This window comes from Virgibacillus senegalensis, assembly GCF_000821245.2.
GTDB classification, from domain to species: domain Bacteria; phylum Bacillota; class Bacilli; order Bacillales; family Amphibacillaceae; genus Sediminibacillus; species Sediminibacillus senegalensis.
The window spans coordinates 167118-190528 of the sequence record NZ_LN611423.1 but is presented as its reverse complement, the minus strand read 5'-3'; the positions used below and the strand labels follow the sequence as shown (position 1 = coordinate 190528).

Annotated in this window: 22 protein-coding genes and 2 riboswitches; of the genes, 21 read left to right on the top strand and 1 reads right to left on the bottom strand. The window is 47.4% G+C overall.

The genetic code is table 11. The annotated features are described in order from the left end of the window. The first annotated feature begins 24 nt into the window (after positions 1-24). Positions 25-1545, top strand: a complete 1521-nt coding sequence (gene guaA / locus BN1067_RS02340; RefSeq protein ID WP_407701346.1) for a glutamine-hydrolyzing GMP synthase — start codon at positions 25-27, stop codon at positions 1543-1545. Positions 1546-1652: 107 nt separating this feature from the next. Further along, positions 1653-1754: riboswitch (purine riboswitch) on the top strand. Between the two features lie 138 nt (positions 1755-1892). Next, on the top strand, positions 1893-3227 hold the full coding sequence (locus BN1067_RS02335; RefSeq protein ID WP_053217321.1) for an NCS2 family permease: 1335 nt from the start codon (positions 1893-1895) through the stop codon (positions 3225-3227). A gap of 254 nt (positions 3228-3481) precedes the next feature. Here the strand turns inward: BN1067_RS02335 and BN1067_RS02330 are convergent, their stop codons facing one another. Continuing rightward, positions 3482-3916, bottom strand: a complete 435-nt coding sequence (locus BN1067_RS02330; RefSeq protein ID WP_053217320.1) for an Hsp20/alpha crystallin family protein — start codon at positions 3914-3916, stop codon at positions 3482-3484. 125 nt (positions 3917-4041) lie between these two features. On the opposite strand from BN1067_RS02330, the gene BN1067_RS02325 reads away from it, so the two are divergent. The 19 genes from BN1067_RS02325 (at position 4042) to BN1067_RS02230 (ending at position 23405) form a co-directional block, all read left to right on the top strand. Further along, the gene (locus BN1067_RS02325; RefSeq protein ID WP_053217319.1) at positions 4042-4641 is read left to right on the top strand and encodes a DUF2179 domain-containing protein; all 600 of its coding nucleotides are present in this window, start codon (positions 4042-4044) and stop codon (positions 4639-4641) included. Further along, positions 4580-4834, top strand: coding sequence for an NETI motif-containing protein (locus BN1067_RS02320; RefSeq protein WP_053217318.1), 255 nt, complete (start codon positions 4580-4582; stop codon positions 4832-4834). Before BN1067_RS02325 ends, BN1067_RS02320 begins: the two co-directional genes overlap by 62 nt. A gap of 110 nt (positions 4835-4944) precedes the next feature. Further along, positions 4945-5044, top strand: a riboswitch (purine riboswitch). 167 nt (positions 5045-5211) lie between these two features. Beyond that, positions 5212-5703, top strand: coding sequence for a 5-(carboxyamino)imidazole ribonucleotide mutase (purE, locus tag BN1067_RS02315; RefSeq protein ID WP_053217317.1), 492 nt, complete (start codon positions 5212-5214; stop codon positions 5701-5703). Continuing rightward, positions 5690-6817, top strand: coding sequence for a 5-(carboxyamino)imidazole ribonucleotide synthase (purK, locus tag BN1067_RS02310; RefSeq protein WP_053217316.1), 1128 nt, complete (start codon positions 5690-5692; stop codon positions 6815-6817). The genes purE and purK overlap by 14 nt, the downstream gene beginning before the upstream one ends. Before the next feature lie 68 nt (positions 6818-6885). Next, on the top strand, positions 6886-8178 hold the full coding sequence (gene purB, locus BN1067_RS02305; protein WP_053217315.1) for an adenylosuccinate lyase: 1293 nt from the start codon (positions 6886-6888) through the stop codon (positions 8176-8178). Between the two features lie 56 nt (positions 8179-8234). Beyond that, positions 8235-8948 (top strand): phosphoribosylaminoimidazolesuccinocarboxamide synthase, encoded by a 714-nt coding sequence (gene purC, locus BN1067_RS02300; protein ID WP_053217314.1) that lies wholly within the window; start codon positions 8235-8237, stop codon positions 8946-8948. Next, a complete protein-coding gene (gene purS, locus BN1067_RS02295; protein WP_053217313.1) occupies positions 8945-9196 on the top strand; it encodes a phosphoribosylformylglycinamidine synthase subunit PurS in 252 nt (83 codons plus the stop codon). The genes purC and purS overlap by 4 nt, the downstream gene beginning before the upstream one ends. Next, positions 9193-9876 (top strand): phosphoribosylformylglycinamidine synthase subunit PurQ, encoded by a 684-nt coding sequence (purQ, locus tag BN1067_RS02290; RefSeq protein WP_053217312.1) that lies wholly within the window; start codon positions 9193-9195, stop codon positions 9874-9876. The genes purS and purQ overlap by 4 nt, the downstream gene beginning before the upstream one ends. Then, complete coding sequence (purL, locus tag BN1067_RS02285; protein WP_053217311.1) at positions 9860-12088, top strand: phosphoribosylformylglycinamidine synthase subunit PurL; 2229 nt, start codon at positions 9860-9862, stop codon at positions 12086-12088. The genes purQ and purL overlap by 17 nt, the downstream gene beginning before the upstream one ends. Further along, positions 12064-13476, top strand: a complete 1413-nt coding sequence (gene purF, locus BN1067_RS02280) for an amidophosphoribosyltransferase (protein WP_053217310.1) — start codon at positions 12064-12066, stop codon at positions 13474-13476. Before purL ends, purF begins: the two co-directional genes overlap by 25 nt. Positions 13477-13527: 51 nt before the next feature. Continuing rightward, entirely contained in the window at positions 13528-14556 is a 1029-nt protein-coding gene (gene purM / locus BN1067_RS02275; RefSeq protein ID WP_053217309.1) for a phosphoribosylformylglycinamidine cyclo-ligase, read from the top strand. Beyond that, a complete protein-coding gene (gene purN, locus BN1067_RS02270; protein WP_053217308.1) occupies positions 14549-15148 on the top strand; it encodes a phosphoribosylglycinamide formyltransferase in 600 nt (199 codons plus the stop codon). The genes purM and purN overlap by 8 nt, the downstream gene beginning before the upstream one ends. Next, positions 15145-16677, top strand: coding sequence for a bifunctional phosphoribosylaminoimidazolecarboxamide formyltransferase/IMP cyclohydrolase (purH, locus tag BN1067_RS02265; RefSeq protein WP_053217307.1), 1533 nt, complete (start codon positions 15145-15147; stop codon positions 16675-16677). The genes purN and purH overlap by 4 nt, the downstream gene beginning before the upstream one ends. Positions 16678-16750: 73 nt before the next feature. After that, complete coding sequence (purD, locus tag BN1067_RS02260) at positions 16751-18022, top strand: phosphoribosylamine--glycine ligase (RefSeq protein WP_053217306.1); 1272 nt, start codon at positions 16751-16753, stop codon at positions 18020-18022. A 493-nt stretch (positions 18023-18515) separates the two neighbouring features. Then, positions 18516-20258 carry an adenine deaminase C-terminal domain-containing protein gene (locus tag BN1067_RS02250; protein ID WP_053217305.1) on the top strand — a complete coding sequence of 581 codons (1743 nt, stop codon included), beginning with the start codon at positions 18516-18518 and terminating at the stop codon, positions 20256-20258. A gap of 47 nt (positions 20259-20305) precedes the next feature. Further along, the gene (locus tag BN1067_RS02245) at positions 20306-21373 is read left to right on the top strand and encodes a DUF3048 domain-containing protein (RefSeq protein WP_053217304.1); all 1068 of its coding nucleotides are present in this window, start codon (positions 20306-20308) and stop codon (positions 21371-21373) included. Positions 21374-21413: 40 nt separating this feature from the next. After that, positions 21414-21728 (top strand): YerC/YecD family TrpR-related protein, encoded by a 315-nt coding sequence (locus tag BN1067_RS02240; RefSeq protein WP_053217303.1) that lies wholly within the window; start codon positions 21414-21416, stop codon positions 21726-21728. A gap of 71 nt (positions 21729-21799) precedes the next feature. Continuing rightward, a complete protein-coding gene (locus BN1067_RS02235; protein WP_053217302.1) occupies positions 21800-22786 on the top strand; it encodes a Gfo/Idh/MocA family protein in 987 nt (328 codons plus the stop codon). A gap of 214 nt (positions 22787-23000) precedes the next feature. Next, positions 23001-23405, top strand: coding sequence for a VOC family protein (locus BN1067_RS02230; protein ID WP_053217301.1), 405 nt, complete (start codon positions 23001-23003; stop codon positions 23403-23405). Positions 23406-23411: the final 6 nt, after the last annotated feature.

Sequence of the window (23411 nt, the reverse complement as noted above, 5' to 3'; positions counted from 1 at the left end):
ATGGATGGATTGGAAAACAATGAAATGATTTTAGTCCTTGATTTTGGCAGTCAATACAATCAATTAATCACCAGAAGAATAAGAGAATTCGGTGTTTATAGTGAGTTGCATTCCCATCGTTTAACGGCTGAAACGATCAAGCGTTTGAACCCGAAAGGAATCATCCTTTCAGGTGGACCACATAGTGTCTATGACGAAAACAGTTTCCGCTGTGATAAGGAAATATTCGAATTGGGAATTCCGATTCTGGGTATCTGTTATGGCATGCAGTTGATGACCCATCATTACGGTGGCCATGTCGAAAGAGCAAAAGACAGAGAGTACGGCAAGGCGGATATTGATCTGCAGCGCAGTCCGGTATTGTTTAACGGTACTCCGGCTAAGCAAACGGTTTGGATGAGCCACGGTGATAAAGTTATCGAGCCCGCCGAAGGCTTCTCCATCGATGCCACCAGTTATTCCACTCCGGTTGCGGCTATCAGCAATACCGATAAGCAACTGTATGGTGTTCAATTCCATCCGGAAGTAAGGAACACAGAATACGGCAACAATCTGTTAAAACAGTTCGTTTTTGATGTTTGCCAGGCAAGCGGCGACTGGACGATGGAAAACTTCGTCGAACAGGAAGTAGAAAAAATTCGCGCCAAAGTCGGCGATAAGAAGGTTCTTTGTGCCCTTAGCGGCGGGGTGGATTCATCTGTAGTCGCAGCCTTGATCCATAAAGCGATCGGCGATCAGCTTACCTGTATATTTGTAGACCACGGACTGCTTCGTAAAAATGAAGGCGACATGGTGATGGAAACCTTCCGCGACGACTTTCACATGAATATCATCCGTGTAGATGCCAAGGAACGGTTTTTAGAAAAGCTGCGCGGTGTATCCGATCCCGAACAAAAACGGAAAATTATCGGCAACGAGTTTATCTATGTGTTCGATGATGAGGCAGAAAAGCTGAAGGAAATTGATTACCTTGCGCAGGGAACGCTGTACACGGATATCGTCGAGAGCGGCACCGAAACAGCCCAAACGATCAAATCTCACCACAATGTAGGCGGACTCCCGGAAAACATGCAGTTCGAGCTGCTCGAGCCACTGAACACACTGTTCAAAGATGAAGTAAGAGAATTGGGTATTGAGCTTGGTGTGCCGGAAGAAATTGTCTGGCGCCAGCCTTTCCCGGGGCCTGGACTAGGCATTCGGGTGCTTGGAGAAGTCACGGAAGAGAAAATCGAAATTGTCCGGGAATCGGATGCGATTCTACGCGAAGAAGTGAAACGGGCCGGTTTGGAGAGGGATATTTGGCAGTACTTCACAGTGCTTCCGGACATCCGAAGTGTAGGTGTCATGGGCGATGCCAGAACCTATGACTATACAATCGGTATCCGTGCGGTTACCTCGATTGATGGAATGACATCGGACTGGGCAAGAATTCCATGGGATGTACTCGAAAAGATTTCTACTCGGATCGTGAATGAAGTCGACCATATCAACCGGGTTGTTTATGACGTGACCAGCAAGCCGCCAGCAACGATAGAGTGGGAATAACATTCATAAGACACGAACATTTTTTGTTTTTTATAAGAAAATATTCGTAAAAATGCTTGACGAATGCATAGGACGTTAGTATGATAAGTAATGTGAAATGAAATTAAATAGGATACGAAACAAACCGTCGTATAATTTTGGGGATAAGGCCCATGAGTTTCTACCGGACTACCGTAAATGGTCTGACTACGCTGGTGAATGACATAGAATCATTTTGTCGATTCCCGTACGTGGATCCGGTAGCGCTCTTGGTTTAGACCAGGAGCGCTTTTTTGTTGAGGTAGCACTTATTTGTTTTAGGTTATAGGAAAGGGAAGACCTTCGACGGTCATGGGGAGGAATAGAGAATGAAAAAATATTTTCAGTTTGAAGAGTTTGGCACCAATTACCGGACAGAATTCACTGCAGGGTTGACCACTTTTTTGGCAATGGCTTACATTTTGTTTGTCAATCCTGCCACATTGGCATTGGTAGGTGTCGATGAACTACCCGAAGGCGTGACAAGAATCGACCAGGGAGCAGTATTTACCGCGACAGCGCTGGCGGCAGCTGTCGGTACCTTGATCATGGGCTTGCTAGCCAAGTATCCAATCGCCCTCGCTCCTGGGATGGGTTTAAATGCGTTCTTTGCTTATACGGTCATCCTTGGCTATGGTATTCCATGGGAAACCGCTTTGGCTGGTGTACTTGCATCCGGTCTGATTTTTATCGTATTGACACTTACAGGGCTGCGTGAACGAATCATCAATGCAATTCCGGCCAACCTGAAAATGGCGGTTGGAGCCGGTATTGGCTTGTTCATCGCTTTTATTGGCTTTCAAAATTCAGGTATTGTTATCGGGGACCCTGATACAATGGTAGCTCTTGGTGACTTGACCGATCCGAATACGCTTCTGGCCATCTTCGGAGTGGTTGCAACGGTGATTTTACTCGCTGCGAATGTGAAAGGCGGCGTGTTTTATGGAATGATCATCACTGCGATTGCTGGGATGGTCGTCGGATTGATCGACCCGCCGTCAAGTGCCAGCGATATTGTTGGTCCTGCCCCAAGCCTGGCACCGACCTTTGGACAAGCCTTCGCACATTTTGGTGATATCTTCACGATTCAGATGCTTGTTGTCATCTTGACGTTTTTGTTCGTAGACTTTTTCGATACGGCTGGAACCTTGGTAGCGGTAGCGACCAAAGCAGGTATTATGAAAGACAACAAGCTGCCGCGTGCAGGCAAAGCGCTGTTCTCTGACTCAGCAGCAACGGTCGTAGGTGCAACACTTGGTACGTCGACAACCACTTCTTATGTGGAGTCGACAACCGGGGTAAGTGCTGGAGGGAAGACAGGTTTCACTTCTGTAGTAACAGCAGCCTTTTTCTTACTCGCTCTTTTCTTCTCTCCACTGTTGAGTATTGTAACATCATCCGTGACTGCGCCGGCTTTGATTATCGTTGGTGTTCTGATGTGCTCCACCTTGAGAGACATTGAATGGGGCAGCTTTGAAATTGCTGTTCCGGCATTCCTTACGATCATCATGATGCCGTTGACCTACAGCATCGCCACCGGGATTGCCATCGGTTTTGTCTTTTATCCAATTACGATGCTGGTGAAAGGCAAAGCAAAGGAAATCAATCCGATTATGTATCTATTGTTCGTGATCTTCATCTTGTATTTTATTTTCTTAAGCTAAGAAGAAAAGCATTGCCCGTAGCGGGTAATGCTTTTTTATTGAGGAAAATGTTGTTAACGGATTCGTATCGCGGATGCAGACCCCCGTGCGGAAAAATGCGGCACTCCTTGGGGTATGGGACACTTTGGCGGCAACTCATCGCACGGTTTATATTTCCATGGAGATGATCCTCTTGGAGAGCGAAGCAATCTTTGAATTTAAAACCAAGCACTAATGTAGGGTAGATAATAGGATGCCTTTATGCTCAGGGGGAATCATGCATCTTCCATGTCGACGATTTCGAGCCTCGTTTGCTTTTTGTCATCTTTCATCAGCCGATGCAGACGGATTACAAGCAGTCCGCGATTGTAGGAGGCATCCACTTTCTCCCGACGAACGGGGAACGGTAAATCGATTTTTCGTTCAAAGCTGCCATGGAGGATTTCCTCGCGGACGACCTGCCCTTCCGCTTCCTTCATATCAATGCTTCCTCTGATTTCCAATGTAGCGTGGTTGACAAAGATATCGAGATTTTTTAAATTTTTCACTCCTGGAAGACTTGCTATGCAGACAATTTCTTTTTCCTTCTGATAAAGATTGATTTGTGGCAGAGGCGGTTTCAATACCCCTTCGAATTCATTCCAGAAGTGATCGCCGAAAAAGTTATCCATGTTCCGCTTCCATTCGCCCATGCTTTTAAATGGATCCACAGCGTTTCCCCCTTTTAGTTGTTTTGGCCAATTAAAATGCGATATATTGTATGCATGAAACAAAGATAGGTGAATGTCCCGGAAAATAGGAGCCGGGCTTTTAAGTAATAGTCAGGGGGTATTGCATGCTAGATAATGCGATCATCATGGTATCCGTCATTTTGGTTATCAATATTATTTATGTCTCTTTTTCCACAATCCGTATGATTCTGACCTTGAAGGGAAGAAGATATATAGCTGCTCTTGTCAGTATGTTTGAAATCACCATTTATGTATTAGGGCTCGGCCTTGTTCTTGATAACCTGGATCAAATTGAAAATATTATCGCCTATGCGCTTGGATTCGGAATCGGGGTTGTCGTCGGCTCGATGATTGAAGAAAAGCTTGCCCTCGGTTATATAACCGTAAACGTCATCTCTTCTGATCCGGAAATAGAATTTACCAAACAGCTGCGTGACAAAGGATATGGTGTAACCAGCTGGTACGCTTACGGAATGGATGGTGATCGGCTCGCCATGCAAATTTTGACCCCGCGTAAATACGAGCTGCAGCTTTACGAAACGATCCGCCTGATTGACTCGAAGGCTTTCATTATCGCCTATGAACCAAAGCAAATTTACGGCGGATTTTGGGTGAAACAAGTAAGGAGGGGACGGATCAAAAGTGCCAAGAAAGAAGAACAGCAGGAACAACAGGAATCCATCGAGCAAAACGAACAGCAGTAAACGGAAATTTGAATTGCAGGATGGGGAAACCATCGATCAGTGTCTGGAACGGATTGCCAAGGAAGGTTATAGACCGATCAGGCGGACGGAGGAACCGATTTTTGCGGAGGTGTCCGAAAATGGAGAAACCAGCTATCAGCCTGTGGATCGAACAATCATTTTCGAAGCTGTTCCAGCAAAACACGAACATTAAAAACATTCATTGATGAATTGTTCGATTTTTATTGACCATTTTTATAAAGCTTGTTATCATAGATATGCATTCGCAAATTAGGGCGGAGTTTCGAAGCCGCATCAACATAATCAGCTAAATGAATCACTCCTCATATAATTTCGGGAATACGGCCCGATAGTCTCTACCCGTCACCGTAAATGACGGACTATGAGGGAGGATGTCACCTGCATGGATTGTCCATGTTCGGGTGGTTTTATGGATGCATCTATATACAGTAGACGTGTGCCCATTCATCTTCTCTCATGCAAGTGAGGAGGAGAAGAATGGGCATTTTCATTTTCCATTCGTTAAGATCCGTTTGAGCTACATAATAAATCGGAAATGGAGAGTCTGCTATGGCAAGTGTAGGGGTTATCATGGGAAGTATTTCAGACTGGGAAACGATGGAACACACCTGTCTGATGCTGGAGGAGCTCGGCATCAGCTATGAAAAGAACATTATTTCCGCCCATCGCACACCAGACGACATGTTTACTTATGCCGAATCGGCGAGAGAGAAGGGCTTAAAAGTCATTATTGCCGGAGCAGGCGGGGCCGCTCATCTGCCTGGAATGGTGGCTGCAAAGACGACTCTCCCGGTAATCGGCGTTCCGGTCCAGTCAAAGGCTTTAGATGGGATGGACTCCCTGTTGTCCATCGTACAAATGCCTGGCGGTGTACCGGTAGCCACCGTGGCGATTGGCAAGGCAGGTGCGAAAAATGCCGGATTGCTAGCCGCTCAAATGATTGGAGCGTTCGATGGAAAGACAGCTGAAAGACTGGAAGCATTTCAAATGAAGCAGCGACAAAAAGTTTCGGAAATGAGGGATCAGCTTGCAGACAAATAAGGTTTTACCTGGCGGTACGATCGGAATACTTGGAGGCGGGCAACTCGGAAGAATGATGGCAACGACAGCTAAACATATGGGATACCGAATCACTGTCCTGGACCCAACGCCGGACTGCCCGGCAGCCCAAGTAAGCGACTACCACATCATTGCTGCCTACGATGATATGGAAGCAATCAAGCAATTGGCGGAAATCAGTGACGTGGTGACCTATGAGTTTGAAAATGTCGATTTACAGGCAGCGCGTTACCTGGAGCGGGAAGGGGTTCTTCCACAGGGAGCGGAACTGTTGCAAGTCACGCAGGACCGTGAAACGGAAAAGAAACGTTTGGTGGAAAGCGGACTATCTGTACCTGCTTTTACCATTATTGAAGATGGACAGCAATTGTCCGCAGCAGTCGCAAAAGTGGGCTTACCTTTCGTGTTGAAGACTTGTCGGGGTGGTTATGACGGGAAAGGCCAAATGACAGCTAAAACGGAAGAAGATTTGGCTAAGGCTTATCAGTTCATCACCAATAGCGGCCGTTGTATTTTGGAAGAATGGATTCCTTTCGATAAAGAAATATCGGTCGTTTTTACGCGATCGACAACAGGCGAAATCACCTTTTTCCCTGTTGCGGAAAACGAGCACAAGAACCATATCCTTCATAAAACCAAGGCTCCTGCTGCTGTTTCCGACGCCGTGCGGGATAAAGCGCTGACTGCAGCCAAAACCGCTGCGGAAAGTCTTGCAGTTGTCGGCACGTTTGCAATCGAAATGTTCGTAGCCGGTGAACAGGTATTGATCAACGAAATGGCACCGAGACCACATAACTCTGGACACTTTACCATCGAAGCATGCAACGTATCGCAGTTTGAACAGCATGTCCGTGCGGTATGTGGTTTGCCGCTTGTCCCAGTGTGGTTCCACGGGGCAGCGATCATGAAGAACCTGCTCGGCGAAGAAATGACTGCATGTCTCGAGGATATTTCGTCCTTCGCTGAAGGGCACTTGCATATTTATGGAAAAAATGGCGTCAAGCCGAACCGGAAAATGGGCCACATCACGTTTGTCGGTCGAAAATTAACAGATTTATTAAATAAAGTAGAGAAAGAATCAGTGATTCGTCAGTAGTTTTTCTTCTTTGAAGGATACTAAGAGAAAGGCGATCACTGAGTCGTGTACATTCAGGAGGTACGTTTATGATCAATCGTTATACAAGAGAAGAAATGGGAGCAATCTGGACAGATGAAAATAAATACAAGGCGTGGCTGGAAGTGGAAATCCTCGCCTGTGAAGCGTGGAGTGAGCTTGGCTACATTCCGAAACAAGATGTGGAGAAGTTAAGAGCCAACGCTACTTTTGACGTCGACCGTATTCTGGAAATTGAGCAGGAAACACGCCACGATGTCGTTGCCTTCACAAGAGCTGTATCAGAATCGTTGGGGGAAGAACGTAAATGGGTTCATTATGGTCTGACATCGACGGACGTTGTCGACACGGCATTATCTTACTTGCTGAAACAGGCCAATGATATTTTGCGCAGCGATATTCAGCGGTTCATCGATATTCTGGCTGTTAAAGCACAGGAGCATAAGCACACCGTGATGATGGGGCGCACACATGGTGTTCATGCAGAGCCGACGACATTTGGTTTAAAGATGGCACTTTGGTACGAGGAAATGAAGCGAAACCTAGAGCGGTTTGACGCAGCAGCAAAGTCAATCGAGACAGGCAAACTTTCGGGCGCAGTAGGAACGTATGCCAATATTGATCCGTTTGTCGAAAAGTATGTTTGTGAGAAGCTGGGACTTACACCAGCACCTGTTTCGACGCAGACCTTGCAGCGTGACCGTCATGCGCATTATGTGTCGACCCTTTCACTGGTTGCCACGTCGATTGAGAAGTTCGCAGTGGAAATCCGTAACCTGCAAAAAACCGAAACCCGTGAGGTGGAGGAGTTTTTCGCAAAAGGGCAAAAGGGTTCTTCGGCAATGCCGCATAAACGCAATCCAATCGGTTCGGAAAATATGACTGGCATAGCCCGTGTGCTGCGCGGTCATATGGTGACAGCCTATGAGAATGTGGCCCTCTGGCATGAGCGGGATATTTCGCATTCTTCAGCAGAACGGATCATTCTTCCCGATGCAACGATTGCCTTGAATTACATGTTGAACCGTTTTTCAACTATCGTGAAGAACCTGACGGTATTCCCAGAAAACATGAAAGCCAATATTAATAAAACATACGGCGTCATTTTCTCCCAAAGGGTGCTGCTCACATTGATCGATAAAGGGATGAGCCGGGAGGAAGCGTATGATTTGGTACAGCCAAATGCCATGAAAGCATGGGAAGAAGGGACTCCGTTCCGCAGTCTGATAGAAGCGGAGCCTAAGATCACCAGCCTGTTAACGAAAGAAGAAATTGAGGACTGTTTCGATTATACGTACCATTTGAAAAATGTGGATGGCATTTTTGAACGAATCGGCCTTTAAAGCTGGATGAGAAGCCAAAATCCGGACAACTAAACAAATATGGATGGGGTGACGTAATGAAGGGCGAGCTATTGTACGAAGGCAAGGCAAAGCAAGTATTTCAGGCGGAAAGCAATAACGATCAATTAGTGCTGTCTTATAAAAATGACGCAACTGCATTCAACGGCGAGAAAAAAGCGGTATTCTCGGGTAAAGGCAAGTACAACAATTTGATATCGGCAAGAGTATTTGATTATTTGCGGGAAAAAGGTATTCCCAGTCATTTTGTCCGCAGCCTCAACGATTCTGAACAGCTCGTGGAAAAAACAACGATCATTCCGGTTGAAATAGTTGTCCGGAATTTGGCTGCCGGCAGTATCACACGCCGGCTCGGCATTGAGGAGAAGACAGTGTTCACACCTCCATTGGTAGAGTTATTTTACAAACAAGATGAGCTCGGCGACCCGTTGATCAACGACGAACATGCGATGATGCTGGCGGATGTCGAACAGGTAGAGTTGAAACAGATTAAAGCCATGGCATTAGAAGTAAACAAGCATCTTCAGGCATTCTTTGAAAATATCAATCTGAAACTGGCAGATTTTAAGCTTGAATTTGGCAGGAATAAAGCTGGCGACATCATTCTTTCTGACGAGGTCTCCCCCGATACGTGCCGTCTCTGGGATAAAGACAGTGGAGCGAAAATGGATAAGGATGTTTTTCGGGAGGATTTGGGTGACCTTTTGCAAGTATATAACACGATTCTTCAACGACTGGAGGCAGCGGTATGAAAACAGTGAAAATCACGGTTACATTAAAGCAAGGTGTATTGGATCCGCAGGGGAAAGCAGTTCAGGAATCTTTAAATAAATTAGGGTTTCCAAAAGTACAGGGAGCCAGGGTTGGCAAATACATGGAACTACAGTTGGATGAACATACGGATGTCGACCGGCAAATCGAGGAAATGTGTGCCAGACTGCTGGCCAATCCAGTGATTGAAGACTATCAATATACGATTGAGGAGGGAGCAGTCCAGTGAAATTTGCGGTGATTGTTTTCCCAGGTTCGAACTGTGACAGAGACATGTATCACGCTGTGAAGGACTCCCTCGGTGAAGAAGCGGAACTCGTCTGGTATGAGCATGCGGACTTGTCTGAATTTGACGCCATCCTGCTGCCTGGTGGTTTCTCTTATGGAGATTATTTACGCTCCGGTGCGATTGCTGCATCTTCCAGCATCGTCGATCAAATCAAGGAAAGGGCGGCTGCGGGCACGCCGGTTTTAGGTGTTTGCAACGGATTTCAGATATTGTTGGAGTCTGGTCTGCTGCCCGGCGCCATGCTGCGCAACAAGAAACTGAAATTCATCTGCCGTCAGGAATCGCTGATTGTGGAGAATAATCACACCCGATTTACCTCTTCCTATGCGAATAAGGAAATGATTCGTCTGCCAATTGCGCATGGGGAAGGCAATTATTATTGTGACGAGGAATTACTGGCTGATCTGGAAGCGAATGGACAAATTGTATTCCGTTACGCGGACAATCCGAATGGCTCAGTCGGAAATATTGCTGGAATCATCAATAAACAAGGAAATGTACTTGGCATGATGCCTCATCCGGAACGGGCCACAGAAACGGTGTTGGGCAATGCTGATGGATTGAAGCTATTTAAATCGGTCGTGAACCATTGGAGGGAAGCATATGTTGCAGGCGTCTGAGATAAGCCCGGAATTGATTGAAAAGAATTTGCTTTACAGAGAGATGGGGCTTACCGATGCAGAATACGAGCACATCAAAAACGTATTAAACCGCAGGCCCAATTTTACTGAGACAGGCATTTTTTCGGTCATGTGGTCGGAGCATTGCAGCTACAAAACCTCAAAGCCGCTATTGAAGAAGTTCCCGACAAAGGCGCCGCATGTCCTTCAAGGACCGGGAGAAGGAGCAGGAATCATCGATATCGGAGATGGTCAGGCAGCCGTATTCAAAATCGAAAGCCATAATCATCCCTCAGCAGTAGAACCCTACCAGGGAGCGGCCACCGGTGTCGGAGGAATTATCCGCGATGTTTTTTCCATGGGAGCACGGCCGGTAGCTTTGCTGAATTCGCTCCGATTTGGAAAACTTGCTTCTGAACGGGTCAACTATTTGTTTGAAGAGGTTGTAAACGGCATTTCCGGATACGGCAATTGTGTCGGCGTCCCGACTGTCGGAGGGGAAGTGCAGTTTGATGATTGCTATGAGGGCAATCCGCTCGTCAACGCTATGTGTGTCGGATTGATTGATCAGAAGGATATACAAAAAGGAATCGCTGCCGGAAGCGGCAATACTGTACTATATGCCGGAGCGCCTACCGGAAGGGATGGCATCCATGGCGCAACCTTTGCATCGGAAGATTTGTCGGAAGAATCAGAAAGCAAGCGTCCATCTGTCCAAGTCGGCGATCCATTTATGGAAAAGCTTTTGATTGAAGCCTGCCTCGAAGCCATCCATAGTGAAGCACTAGTTGGCATGCAGGATATGGGAGCTGCCGGATTGACTTCCTCTGCCAGTGAAATGGCCAGTAAAGCAGGGATGGGGATGGAAATGGACCTTGACCTGGTACCGCAGCGAGAATTAGGAATGACTCCCTACGAACTAATGCTTTCCGAATCACAGGAACGGATGTTGATGGTGGTAAAAAAGGGCGAAGAACAGGAAATCATCGATATTTTTAAAAAGTATGGACTTGAAGCTGTCGCGGTAGGACGGGTAACGGACGATAAGCAATTTCGTCTGCTGCACAAAGGGGCAGTGGTCACGGATATACCGGTAGACTCCCTGGCGGAGGATGCGCCGGTTTATCATAAACCTTCCAAGGTACCTGCTTACTTTAAAACTTTTCAGCAAGGTGCTGTTTACTATCCGGAAGGTGTCCGGAATTACGGAGAAACGCTCAAAGCACTTTTGCAACAGCCGACTATTGCAAGCAAGGAATGGGTGTATGATCAGTACGATTCGATGGTACAGACAAATACCGTTGTCATGCCTGGCTCCGATGCGGCCGTCATCAGGGTAAAGGGGACAAATAAAGCGTTGGCGATGACTACTGACTGCAATTCCCGTTACATTTACTTAGACCCGGAAACCGGCGGAAAAATAGCGGTCGCAGAAGCAGCCCGGAACATTGTATGTTCTGGCGGTAAGCCGCTTGCTTTGACCGACGGACTCAACTTCGGAAACCCCGATAAACCGGAAAACTTCTGGCAAATGGAAAAGAGCGTTGATGGCATGAGTGCGGCAAGTCTTGCATTGAATACGCCGGTCATCAGCGGGAATGTGTCGTTATATAACGAATCGAATGGCCAGTCGATCTTCCCGACACCTGTCGTAGGAATGGTCGGCCTCCTGGAGTCGCTGGATCATGTGACCCCTTCCTTCTTTCAGGAAGCAGGAGATGCCATTTACGTAATCGGCAAAGCGAAACCGGAATTTGGCGGAAGCGAATTGCAGAATGTACTGGAAAACGACTACTTCGGCAAAGCGCCAGCCTTGGATTTACAACTGGAAGCAAAGCGGCAAAATCAGCTGCTGGAGGCAATCCGGAAAGGTACTGTCGCCTCTGCTCATGACCTGGCGGAAGGCGGACTTGCAGTAGCGCTGGCGGAAAGCTGTTTCGCCGGCCAGGTCGGCCTGTACGTTCAACTCGAAGGGGACGCTGTTACCGAGTTGTTCAGCGAAACGCAGTCCCGATTCCTTGTTTCCGTTAATCGTGAGCAACAACAGGCGTTTGAAAAAATCATGGACGATGCGATTCAAATCGGCTCCGTCACAGACGATGGGCAGTACCGCGTCCATCTAAATGGGGAATCAGTGATCGACCAGTCAGTAGAAAGCTTGAAAGCACTGTGGAAAGGGGCCATACCATGCTTGCTGAAATCAAAGGCTTAAACGAAGAGTGTGGCGTATTCGGCATTTGGGGGCACGAAAAGGCGGCAGAAGTCGCCTATTACGGCCTGCACGCACTGCAACACCGCGGACAGGAAGGCGCAGGAATTGTGACGAGTGATGGGGAATCCTTGCATTTGCATAAAGGAAACGGCCTGATCAATGACGTTTTTCAACAGGATGAGTTTTCCAGGTTGAAGGGTCATGCAGCGTTAGGCCATGTCCGCTATGCAACACAAGGTGGCGGCGGTTATGAGAATGTACAGCCTCTCGTTTTCCGTTCCCAAAAAGAGAGCATGGCACTTGCCCACAATGGAAACTTAGTCAACGCTTATGCCTTGAAGCATCAGTTGGAAGCGCAAGGAAGCATTCTGCAGACGACTTCTGATACCGAGGTGTTGGCTCATTTGATAAAGCGGAGCGGCCATTTGCAGATGGAAGAAGCGATCATCCAGGCGCTAAGTATGATTAAAGGTGCTTATGCCTTTTCCATCCTAACTGAGAACAAGCTTTACATAGCTCTTGATCCGCGTGGTTTACGCCCATTGTCCCTGGGAATGCTCAGCGGTGCTTATGTCGTTTCCTCCGAGACCTGTGCATTTGACGTGATTGGCGCCTCCTATTTGCGAGAGGTTAAGCCAGGAGAACTGCTGATCATAGACGATCACGGAGTGAGTTCCAGGACCTTTGCTTCTCCGTTGAATCGGACGCTATGCTCGATGGAATATGTTTATTTCTCTCGTCCCGATAGTAATCTGAACGGAAAGAACGTCCATGCTTCGCGAAAAATGATGGGGAAAGAACTAGCCAAGGAAGCACCGGTTGAAGCAGACGTAGTGACTGGTGTGCCGGATTCCAGCATTTCTGCCGCTATCGGCTACTCGGAAGCCTCCGCGATTCCATATGAACTCGGATTGATCAAAAACCGTTATGTCGGCAGGACATTCATCCAACCGTCCCAGGAGCTGCGTGAACAGGGCGTCAAAATGAAACTTTCTGCCGTCAGAGGAATCGTAGATGGCAAACGTGTAGTCATGGTCGATGATTCGATTGTCCGCGGCACGACAAGTAAACGAATTGTCCGGTTGCTGAAGGAAGCTGGCGCGACAGAGGTCCATGTCCGGATTGCCTCCCCGCCGATTGAGAACCCTTGTTATTATGGAATCGATACTTCAACAAAAGGTGAATTGATCGCTTCGAACCACACCGTGGAAGAAATCAGAGAACTGATCGGTGCCGACAGTCTCTCCTACTTGACGACAGAAGGGTTGGAAAATGCGATTGTCGCTGGCGGGAACACAGCGGAACACGGCATCTGCAATGCCTGTTTTACCGGGAATTATCCCACAGAAATTTATCCTGAAACGGCACTTCCGGCTACAAAAGGATAGCAATCCTGCCGAATACCACATTATGCAGGTGGATGGAAAAGGAGCGTTTTTATGAGTGAAGCATATAAACAAGCAGGCGTGGATGTCGAAGCTGGTTACCGCGCAGTAGAGTTGATGAAGAAACACATTGCCGAAACCGATCGAAAAGAAGTGATCGGAGGTGTCGGTGCCTTTGCTGGATTGTTCGAACTCGGTTCCTTTTCCTACCAGGATCCGGTTCTTGTTTCTGGAACAGATGGGGTCGGAACAAAACTGAAGCTTGCTTTTGAAATGGATAAACATGATACAGTGGGAATTGATTTGGTGGCTATGTGCGTCAATGATATTGTCGCGCAAGGAGCGGATCCGTTGTTTTTTCTCGATTATATTGCATGCAGTAAAAACGTCCCGGAAAAAATCGAACAAATCGTAAAAGGGGTATCGGAAGGCTGCGTGGAGGGAGGCTGCGCACTAATCGGAGGGGAAACTGCTGAAATGCCGGGCTTGTATCAGGACGGTGAGTACGATCTGGCCGGATTTGTCGTAGGCATTGCCGAGAAGCGGGAGATCATTACCGGAAGGGACATCCAGCCTGGCGACGCAGTTATCGGATTGGCCTCGAGCGGCGTTCATTCCAACGGTTTTTCGCTTGTCCGAAAAATTGTCGAGGAGCATGGACTCGATTGGAGCAAAACATATGAGCCGTTGGCACAACCACTGGGTGAAGCATTGATGGCACCGACGAAGATTTATGCGCGGGCGGTTAAATCGCTTCGCGGTCGAATCGAGGTAAAAGGTATTTCCCATATTACCGGCGGCGGTTTTTATGAAAACTTTCCGCGTGCACTTCCGGACCAATTGGGCGTTAAGATAGAGGCAGGTTCTTGGAAAATCCCACTAGTATATGATGTACTTCAGCAATATGGGGGCCTATCATTTGAGGAGATGCTTGGCGTATTCAACATGGGAATTGGAATGGCCATCATCGTACCGAATTCCGAGGCAGCCGATGCAATCTCGTTGTTGGAAGGGCAGGGAGAAAAGGCGTATCATATCGGGCAAGTGACGGCAAATAAGGGAGTGAACGTTTGTCATGACTAACAAACAGCGTTTGGCTGTATTTGCTTCCGGGACCGGCAGCAACTTTGCCGCCATTGCAGAAGCAATAGATGAAGATCGTCTCGATGCTGAAATCGCCTTGCTGGTTTGTGATCAACCTGAAGCTAAAGTTATCGGAAAAGCAAGAAACCGTCAAATACCTGTTTTTGTATTTCACGCTAAAAAATACCCTGCAAAAGCCGATTATGAACAGGAGATTTTGCGAAGACTGTACGACTATCACGTCGATTGGCTGATTTTGGCCGGTTATATGCGGTTGATCGGCAATACGCTCCTTAGCCCTTTCGAAGGGAGAATCGTCAACATCCATCCCTCCCTGCTGCCCGCATTTCCGGGAAAAGATGCAATCGGGCAGGCACTCGCGGCGGGAGTCAAACAGACCGGGGTGACCGTCCACTTCGTCGATGAAGGGATGGATACCGGATCAATTATTGATCAGGAGGCGATAAGAATTCAGGAAAACGATGATCGAGCCTCTTTACAGGCAAACATTCAAATTATCGAACACCGGCTTTTTCCGGAAACGATCCAAGCACTCATTCAGACAGAAAAGAAAGAGGAGATTAAATCATGAAAAAGCGCGCATTATTCAGTGTGTCAGATAAAAGCAATGTCGTTGATTTTGCGAAAGGACTGGACCGGCTCGGCTATGAATTGGTTTCAACAGGAGGAACCTTGAAGAAACTGCAGGAAGCAGGCCTGCCGGCGATTCCTGTTTCGGATGTCACCAGGTTTGAAGAAATTTTGGATGGCCGGGTCAAGACACTGCATCCGAATATCCATGGTGGGCTGCTCGCCAAACGGGATGATGCCGGACACCGTCAGCAGCTGGAAGAGCGGGAAATCGATCCGATTGATATCGTGGTAGTCAACCTGTATCCATTTAAACAAACGATTGATCAACCCGGTGTAACGGAAGCAGAAGCGATTGAAAACATTGATATCGGCGGACCAACAATGCTTCGGGCAGCGGCAAAGAATTTCCGGGATGTAACAGTGGTTGTCGATCCTGATGATTACCAGCCGGTTCTGGACAAATTGGAACAGGAAAGCCTGCAGGAGGAAAACCGAAAACGGTTAGCTGCCAAAGTCTTCCGTCATACTGCGAATTATGATGCGATGATTGCGGGTTATTTTTCCGACATTACCGGGGACATCACTCCGGAAACATATACGATTACATATGAGAAAGTACAATCATTGCGCTATGGAGAGAATCCGCACCAGCAAGCGGCCTTTTATAAACAGCCTAACGTAAAAGGGGCTTCGATTGCCAATGCGGAACAATTGCATGGAAAAGAGCTTTCCTACAATAACATCCAGGATGCAAATGCAGCCTTGGAAATGGTACTCGAATATGAAGAGCCCGCCGCAGTAGCCGTCAAGCATATGAACCCTTGCGGCATTGGGATTGGGAATACAGTAGCTGCTGCGTTTCAAAAGGCATATCAGGCGGATCCCGTTTCGATTTTCGGCGGCATCGTTGCTTTGAATCGTGAAGTCGATGCAGCAACCGCGGAACAGCTCAAGGCGATTTTTCTGGAAATCGTCATTGCTCCTTCCTTCTCTGAGAAGGCAATGGAACTGCTGACAGGAAAGAAAAACATCCGTTTGTTAAAAATTCCGATGGAAGACGCCGGTACGACCAGACAAAAAGTCGTAAGTGTGATCGGTGGTTTGCTTGTTCAGGATGTCGATGAGGGCCGAGTCACTGAACAAGCGTTAACTGTGGCGACGAAAAGAAAGCCGACTGAGCAGGAAATGAAAGATTTGCTGTTTGCATGGAAAGCAGTCAAGCATGTTAAATCCAATGCGATTGTCATAGCGAATCAGGATCAGACTTTAGGTGTTGGTGCCGGACAAATGAATCGTGTGGGTGCTGCTAAAATCGCGCTCGAACAAGCCGGAGACCAGACGAAAGGAGCGGTTATGGCTTCCGATGCCTTTTTCCCGATGCCCGATACGGTAGAAGCCGCTGCAAAGGCAGGAATCAGTGCGATTATTCAGCCTGGTGGTTCGAAACGGGATGAAGATTCCATTAAAGCCTGTGACGAGCATGGCATAGCTATGGTGTTTACCGGCATGAGGCACTTTAAACACTAAAAGTAAACGCAACAGCGGAACCAGAGGCAAGGGCTCCGCTGCTTTCCACCAACCAGTAAAGGGGAGGGATTGGATGAACGTATTAGTAATTGGCGGCGGCGGAAGGGAACACAGCATGATCAAAAAACTAAAGGAAAGCAAGCTTGTAGAAAAGTTGTATGCGGCGCCGGGAAACGGTGGAATCAGCAGGGATGCACAGTGTGTTCCGATAAACGATAGCCAAATTGAAGAACTTGCTGCTTTTGCAAAGGAGGCGGCTATCGATTGGACGATCGTCGGTCCGGAAAATCCGTTGGCTGCCGGAATTGTCAATGCCTTTGAAAAAGAGCAGCTGCAAATCTTCGGTCCTGCACAGGAAGCGGCCATTATAGAAGGAAGCAAAGATTTTGCCAAAAGGTTCATGCACAAATATGGTATCCCGACAGCTTCCTATCAAACCTTTACCGATGCTGGTGAAGCCAAGGCGTATATCCGTGAGCACGGAGTCCCGATTGTAATCAAAGCAGATGGACTTGCAGCCGGAAAAGGAGTAGTCGTCGCTGAGACGCTGGAACAGGCACTGGCCGCAGTTGATCATATACTGCTAGATATTGAGTTCGGCAGTGCGGGAAGCAAAATCGTCATCGAGGAGTTTTTACAAGGAAAAGAGTTTTCCCTGATGGCTTTTGTAAACGGCTCGCAGGTTTATCCGATGGTGCCTGCCCGGGACCACAAGCGGGCATATGAGGGGGACCAGGGACCGAATACGGGTGGAATGGGAGCTTATGCACCTATCCCTGACTTAGAAGCTGCCGTTGTCGAGACGGCAATTGCCGACATCCTTGAACCTGCCGCGGCTGGTATGGTAATAGAAAACCGCCCCTTCTCGGGTGTGCTTTATGCTGGTTTAATTGAAACGTCCGATGGTCCGAAGGTCATTGAATTCAACGCCAGGATGGGCGATCCGGAGACGCAGGTAGTCCTTCCGCTTCTGGAAAATGATTTCATGCAAGTGATTATCGACGTCAAAGCAGGAAAAGATCCAGAGCTTACCTGGAAGGATGCAGCTTGTATCGGCACAGTGGTTGCTTCTGCCGGTTACCCGGGTGCGTATGAAAAGGGGAGACCGCTACCTTCGCTTGACGGGGCAGAAGCAGAAGGCTGCTTTGTCATCCACGCTGGTACGAAGCTTGAAGAGGATCGGTATGTCTCTGCAGGTGGTCGGGTACTGCTGACGGGATCGGTTCAGCAAGATCAGCTGGCTGCTCAGGAAGCGGTTTCCCGTTTTTTGAAAAGGTTTGACGCCAGTGAGGACTTTTTTTATCGTCGTGATATCGGTTTTCAACAAAACACAGAAAAAGCATGAAAAGGCAGCCGCTCGCCGGCTGTCTTTTCATGTCCTTAACATTTTCCCGACATTTCCGATACTAAAATAAGACCGTTTTTATAAGTGTACTGCGCGCTGCGGAAATACCCTTCGCTTTCCGCGGGCGGCTGGTGAGCCTCCTCAAGCTTCGCTTTGCGGGGTCTCACCGATGCCTTTCCTCCCGCTGGAGTCTTCGAGTATTTCCTCCGCTGCTAACATTTTTTCTTATATATAAGAAAGCTTTTCCTCTATTTAACGATTGGCAGCTGCTCATCCCGTATGATTTTGCCACAAAGAGGTAGAAACACTCATGCTGCAGGAATAAAGCACGGTTTTCAAACGGTACTGACTTCCTTCTTAATAAAAACTGTATGCATGAATAGAATGATATTAGAAAATATGAAAATTTTGTTATATTAACTTGCAACCGCTTACTTTGGGAAGATACCTTATGGTACGATAGAAAAAACAATCAGAGAATAGGAGAATTTGCATGAATGAGCATCGCTATCGCTGGAGAAATAAACAATTACGTGAACATGTTTCCGTCATCGACGGTTTGATTGCTCCGACATTATTATTGAAAAATGTCGTTTATTTAAATGTCTTTCTTAAAAAATGGATCAAAGCACATATTTGGGTGTATCAGGATCGTATCGTTTATGTCGGGGAACGCCTGCCGCAAAATATCGAAGGGACCGAAGTAACCGACTGTAAGGGGAAGTACGCTGTACCGGGTTACATCGAGCCGCACGCCCACCCATCGCAATTATATAATCCGCATCAGTTGAGTGAATATGCTGCCCAGTCTGGAACGACAACCTTGATGAATGACAACCTGATTTGGCTTTATTTATTGGATGTTAAGAGAGCGTTTACACTAATGGATCGATTTATGGAATTACCCATTTCGATGTATTGGTGGGCCAGATTCGATGCCCAATCCTCTTTACAGGAAGAACTTGGTGTGTTCAGCAATTCGCAGGTTCTGTCCTGGCTTGAACATGAAGCGGTTGTCCAAGGCGGGGAGCTTACCTCGTGGCCGCAGGTATTGGAGGACGATGATCAAATATTGTACTGGATGCAGGAATCCAAACGGTTGGGAAAACCGATCGAAGGCCATTTTCCGGGAGCCTCGGAGCATACCTTGGTTAAAATGAAGCTGCTCGGCGCCAGTGCCGATCACGAATCCATGTCCGGGCAGGAGGTGGTGGAACGTCTGCAAAACGGGTATCAGGTAGGACTGCGCTATTCCTCGATCCGACCTGATTTACCAGAAATACTCAAGGAAATCAGACAACTTGGCGTGGATCAGTTCGACCAGCTTACGATGACCACGGATGGATCGACACCTTCTTTTTATGAAAAAGGCATGATGAATCAGTGCATCCGCATAGCCCTGGAACAAGGAGTCCCGGTCGAAGATGCTTATATGATGGCCAGTTACAATGCAGCCAAACACTTCAATATGCGCGACAGACTAGGCAGTATCGCACCAGGACAGGTGGCACATATCAACCTGCTCGAAACAAAAGACAACCCGGACCCTGTGTCGGTAATTGCCAAAGGTCAGTGGATAAAGCGTGATGGCAGCCAGGTACCGCATGAGCGTTCTATTGATTGGAACAAGTATGGAATTGGACCACTGGAGCTGGATTGGGAGTTGGAAGACGGCGATTTACAGTTTTCGATTCCAATCGGTTTGGAAATGGTCAACGATGTCATCATCAAACCAGTTGCTTTGACGTTGGATGTCACTGTGGATGAAATCGAGGACAAGTATGAGGAAGCATTTCTTATGCTGGCCAGCCGCGAGGGGGGATGGCGGGTCAATACTGTCATCAAAGGCTTCACCAATAAACTAGGCGGCTTGGTCAGCTCTTATTCCAATACAGGTGATATTGTGTTGATTGGGAAGAGTAAACGGGATTTGTTGCTGGCATTCCAAAGAATGAAAGAGATTGGCGGCGGAATTGTCCTCGCTCATCAAGGGGAAATCATTTATGAAATGCCTCTGCCTTTAGCTGGGATGATGTTCGATGGGGAAGTGGATGAGCTGATCGAGAAAGAAAGAGAACTGAAATCAACATTGAAGGCGTTTGGGTATCGTTACCATGATCCGGTGTATAATTTGTTGTTTTTATCGTCGACCCACTTGCCGTTTATACGGATTACGCCGCAGGGAATCATCGATGTAAAGAAGAAGGAGGTTCTTTTTCCGGCCATCATGCGGTAGAATAGAGGATAAAACAAAGAGAGAAAAAAGACAAAGGTGTGTGGGGAATGCAAAATAAATGGATGATGCTTGCTTTTGGCCTGCTGCTAATCGTCGTATTGGCAGCTGCTTGCTCGAAGGACGAGCAGTCTCAAGGACCGGAACCTGAACCAGCGGACGAACAGGAACAGGAGGAACCGGCTGCTGAACCGGAAGAACCAGAAGAATCCGAGTATGAGAATGTCTATCCGTTGACTGGAATTGCCACAAACGAACCGGTTGATAACCGGATTGTCGCGGTCATGGTAAACAATCATCATAAGGCGAGACCGCAATCCGGGCTGTCGAAAGCGGATATCGTTTTTGAGATTCTGGCGGAAGGAAGAATTACCAGATTCATGGCACTGTTTCACAGTGAACAGCCAGACGTGATCGGTCCGGTGAGAAGTGCCCGGCCTTATTACTTCAATCTGGCAGATGATTATGGAGCGCTCTATGTGTATCACGGTGCTGCTAACTTTATCGAGGATATGCTGAAAAACGGAGCGGCCGATCATTTGAATGGTGCATATTATGATAACGACGGTCATTTGTTCAAAAGGTCTTCCGATCGTGTAGCTCCTCACAATTCCTATTTACAGTTTGCGGCTGTGAAAGAGGTTGCCGAGGGAAAAGGCTATGAGATGCAGGCGGATTATGAGCCGCTTCCGTTTTTAAACGGTGAAGAAACAGCGGATGTTCCTGGAGATAGTGCCTCTGAAGTTTCATTTTCTTACAATGATACTCCTGTCCGATATGTTTATGATGAGGAATTGGACAAATACTTGCGTTATAATGGAGATAGCCAGACAGTTGAACTGGATGGTGAGGAAGCGGTACAATTAGATAACATCCTCATTATGGCCACCCATCATGAGGTCATCGATGATGCTGGCCGACGCGAAGTCGATATGGAATCCGGCGGACCGGCGTACTTGCTTCAAAAAGGGAAAGTACAGGAAGTCCAGTGGGAAAACTTCGATGGGAGGATCCTGCCGGTGAAAGATGGTGAACCAGTCGGGTTTGTCCCGGGTAAAACTTGGATCAACGTAATACCGGACAGCAAAAGCCTCCAAGAAACGGTTACCATCAACTAAGAAACGTGTTTGGACAACCTCTTACAAGGAGTGTAGGAAAATGCAAATAGATAAATTACGGGGCGAGCAGCTGGATCGACTGTTTGATGCCATCCTTAGCTTGAAGGATCGGGAAGAATGCTACCGGTTTTTCGACGACATCGCCACGATCAGTGAGATTCAGGCACTTGCACAGCGGCTGCTGGTCGCAAAAATGCTCCGCGAAGGCGACACGTATGGTGTCATCGTCGAGGAATCAAATGCGTCGACCACCACAATCTCCCGTGTGAAACGCTGCTTGAATTACGGGAATGATGCTTATTCCATGGTGCTTGACCGCCTGGAACAAAAAGATAAGGAAGTAGAGGAAGATTGATCAGATGCCGGGACTGCGGGTAACGTAGACCGGCGTTTGTTTTGAAGGATTAAAGATATGGGGGTTAGAAAATGGTGAGATTCGGAATAATCGGTACCAACTGGATAACGGAAAAATTTCTTGATGGAGCGGCACAGGTAGATGGTTTTAAATTGACAGCTGTGTACTCCAGGAAAGCGGAGAAAGCCCGTTCCTTTGCAGAAAAGCACGGGGCCGAACATACATATACAGATTTAAAGGAGTTTGCGGCTAGCGATGCTTTTGATGCTGTCTATATTGCCAGTCCTAATTCGTTACATGCCGAGCAGGCGATTTTATGCATGGAGCATGGCAAGCATGTGTTGGTGGAAAAGTCGATTGCTTCGAATAGTCAGGAAGTAGAGCACATGATTGAAACTGCCAGACGAAACGGTGTTTTACTGATGGAAGCGTTGAAGACTGTCTTCCTTCCTAACTTTCAAGCGATACAGGACAACCTGGAGAAAATCGGGACGGTCCGTCGCTATTTTGCCAGCTACTGCCAATACTCTTCCCGCTATGATGCCTATAAGGAAGGGACCGTGCTCAATGCATTCAACCCGGCTTTTTCCAACGGATCGTTGATGGATATCGGCGTGTATTGCATCTATCCCATGGTTACGCTATTCGGCAGCCCGGAGCGTATCACGGCAAGCGGCCTGATGCTTGATTCCGGCGTCGATGGTCAAGGTAGCGCCATTTTTGATTACCCTGACTTCAACGGTTCTGTAATGTATTCCAAAATAGCCAATTCCTATCTTCCTTCCGAAATCCAGGGGGAAAAAGGAAGTATTCTTGTAGACAATATCAACACGCCGACCCATGTGGAAATCAAGTACAAAGATGGCAGCACGGAGGATATTAGCAGACCCCAAGTGGAAAATGGAATGTTTTATGAAGCAGAGGCGTTTGTTGAGCTGATCAAGCAAGGGAAGACCGAATCGGAAATCTGTACGCTCGAGCGATCGCTGGAAACGGCCAGGGTGCTGGAAGAAATCCGTAACCAGACGGGTGTTCATTTTCCGGCAGACGAGCGATAGATACAAATGGTAAAACAGAAGACAAGTAAAAGCCTAAATCACACGATGGTTTAGGCTTTTTATGATGGAGCGATGCTGGTTGATAGCTATCGTATTTCCTTGTTTTTTCAGATTTTTCTAATAAACAATGGAAATGAATGTTAAAATGAGGGTAGCTAATAGGGTAAATACAAAGCATGATGCGTAAATCTGTTGTTAAGGAAAGGGGAAGACGATGAAGTTTACTGATTTTTCCGCCTCTCAAATTAGAATCGCGAGACCCACTGATAAGTTTGATGAGGTGATTCGTTTTTATGAACAAGGGCTGGGACTCAAGATACTTACAACATTCTCGGGTCACCGAGGGTATGAAGGTGTTATTTTTGGACTGCCTGATCTTCCTTACCATTTAGAATTCACCCGTCATGTAGACGGAAGTCCTTGTCCCGCTCCAACAAAAGACAATCTGTTGGTTTTTTATATACCGGATAAGGATGAACAAGAGAAGGTAGCTCAGCGGCTGAACGATATGGGATATGGTGAAGCGGAACCGGAAAATCATTATTGGAAAGAAAAGGGGAAAACAATCGAAGATCCCGATGGCTGGCGAATTGTACTAATGAATACGCACGGTATTTAAAGGGGG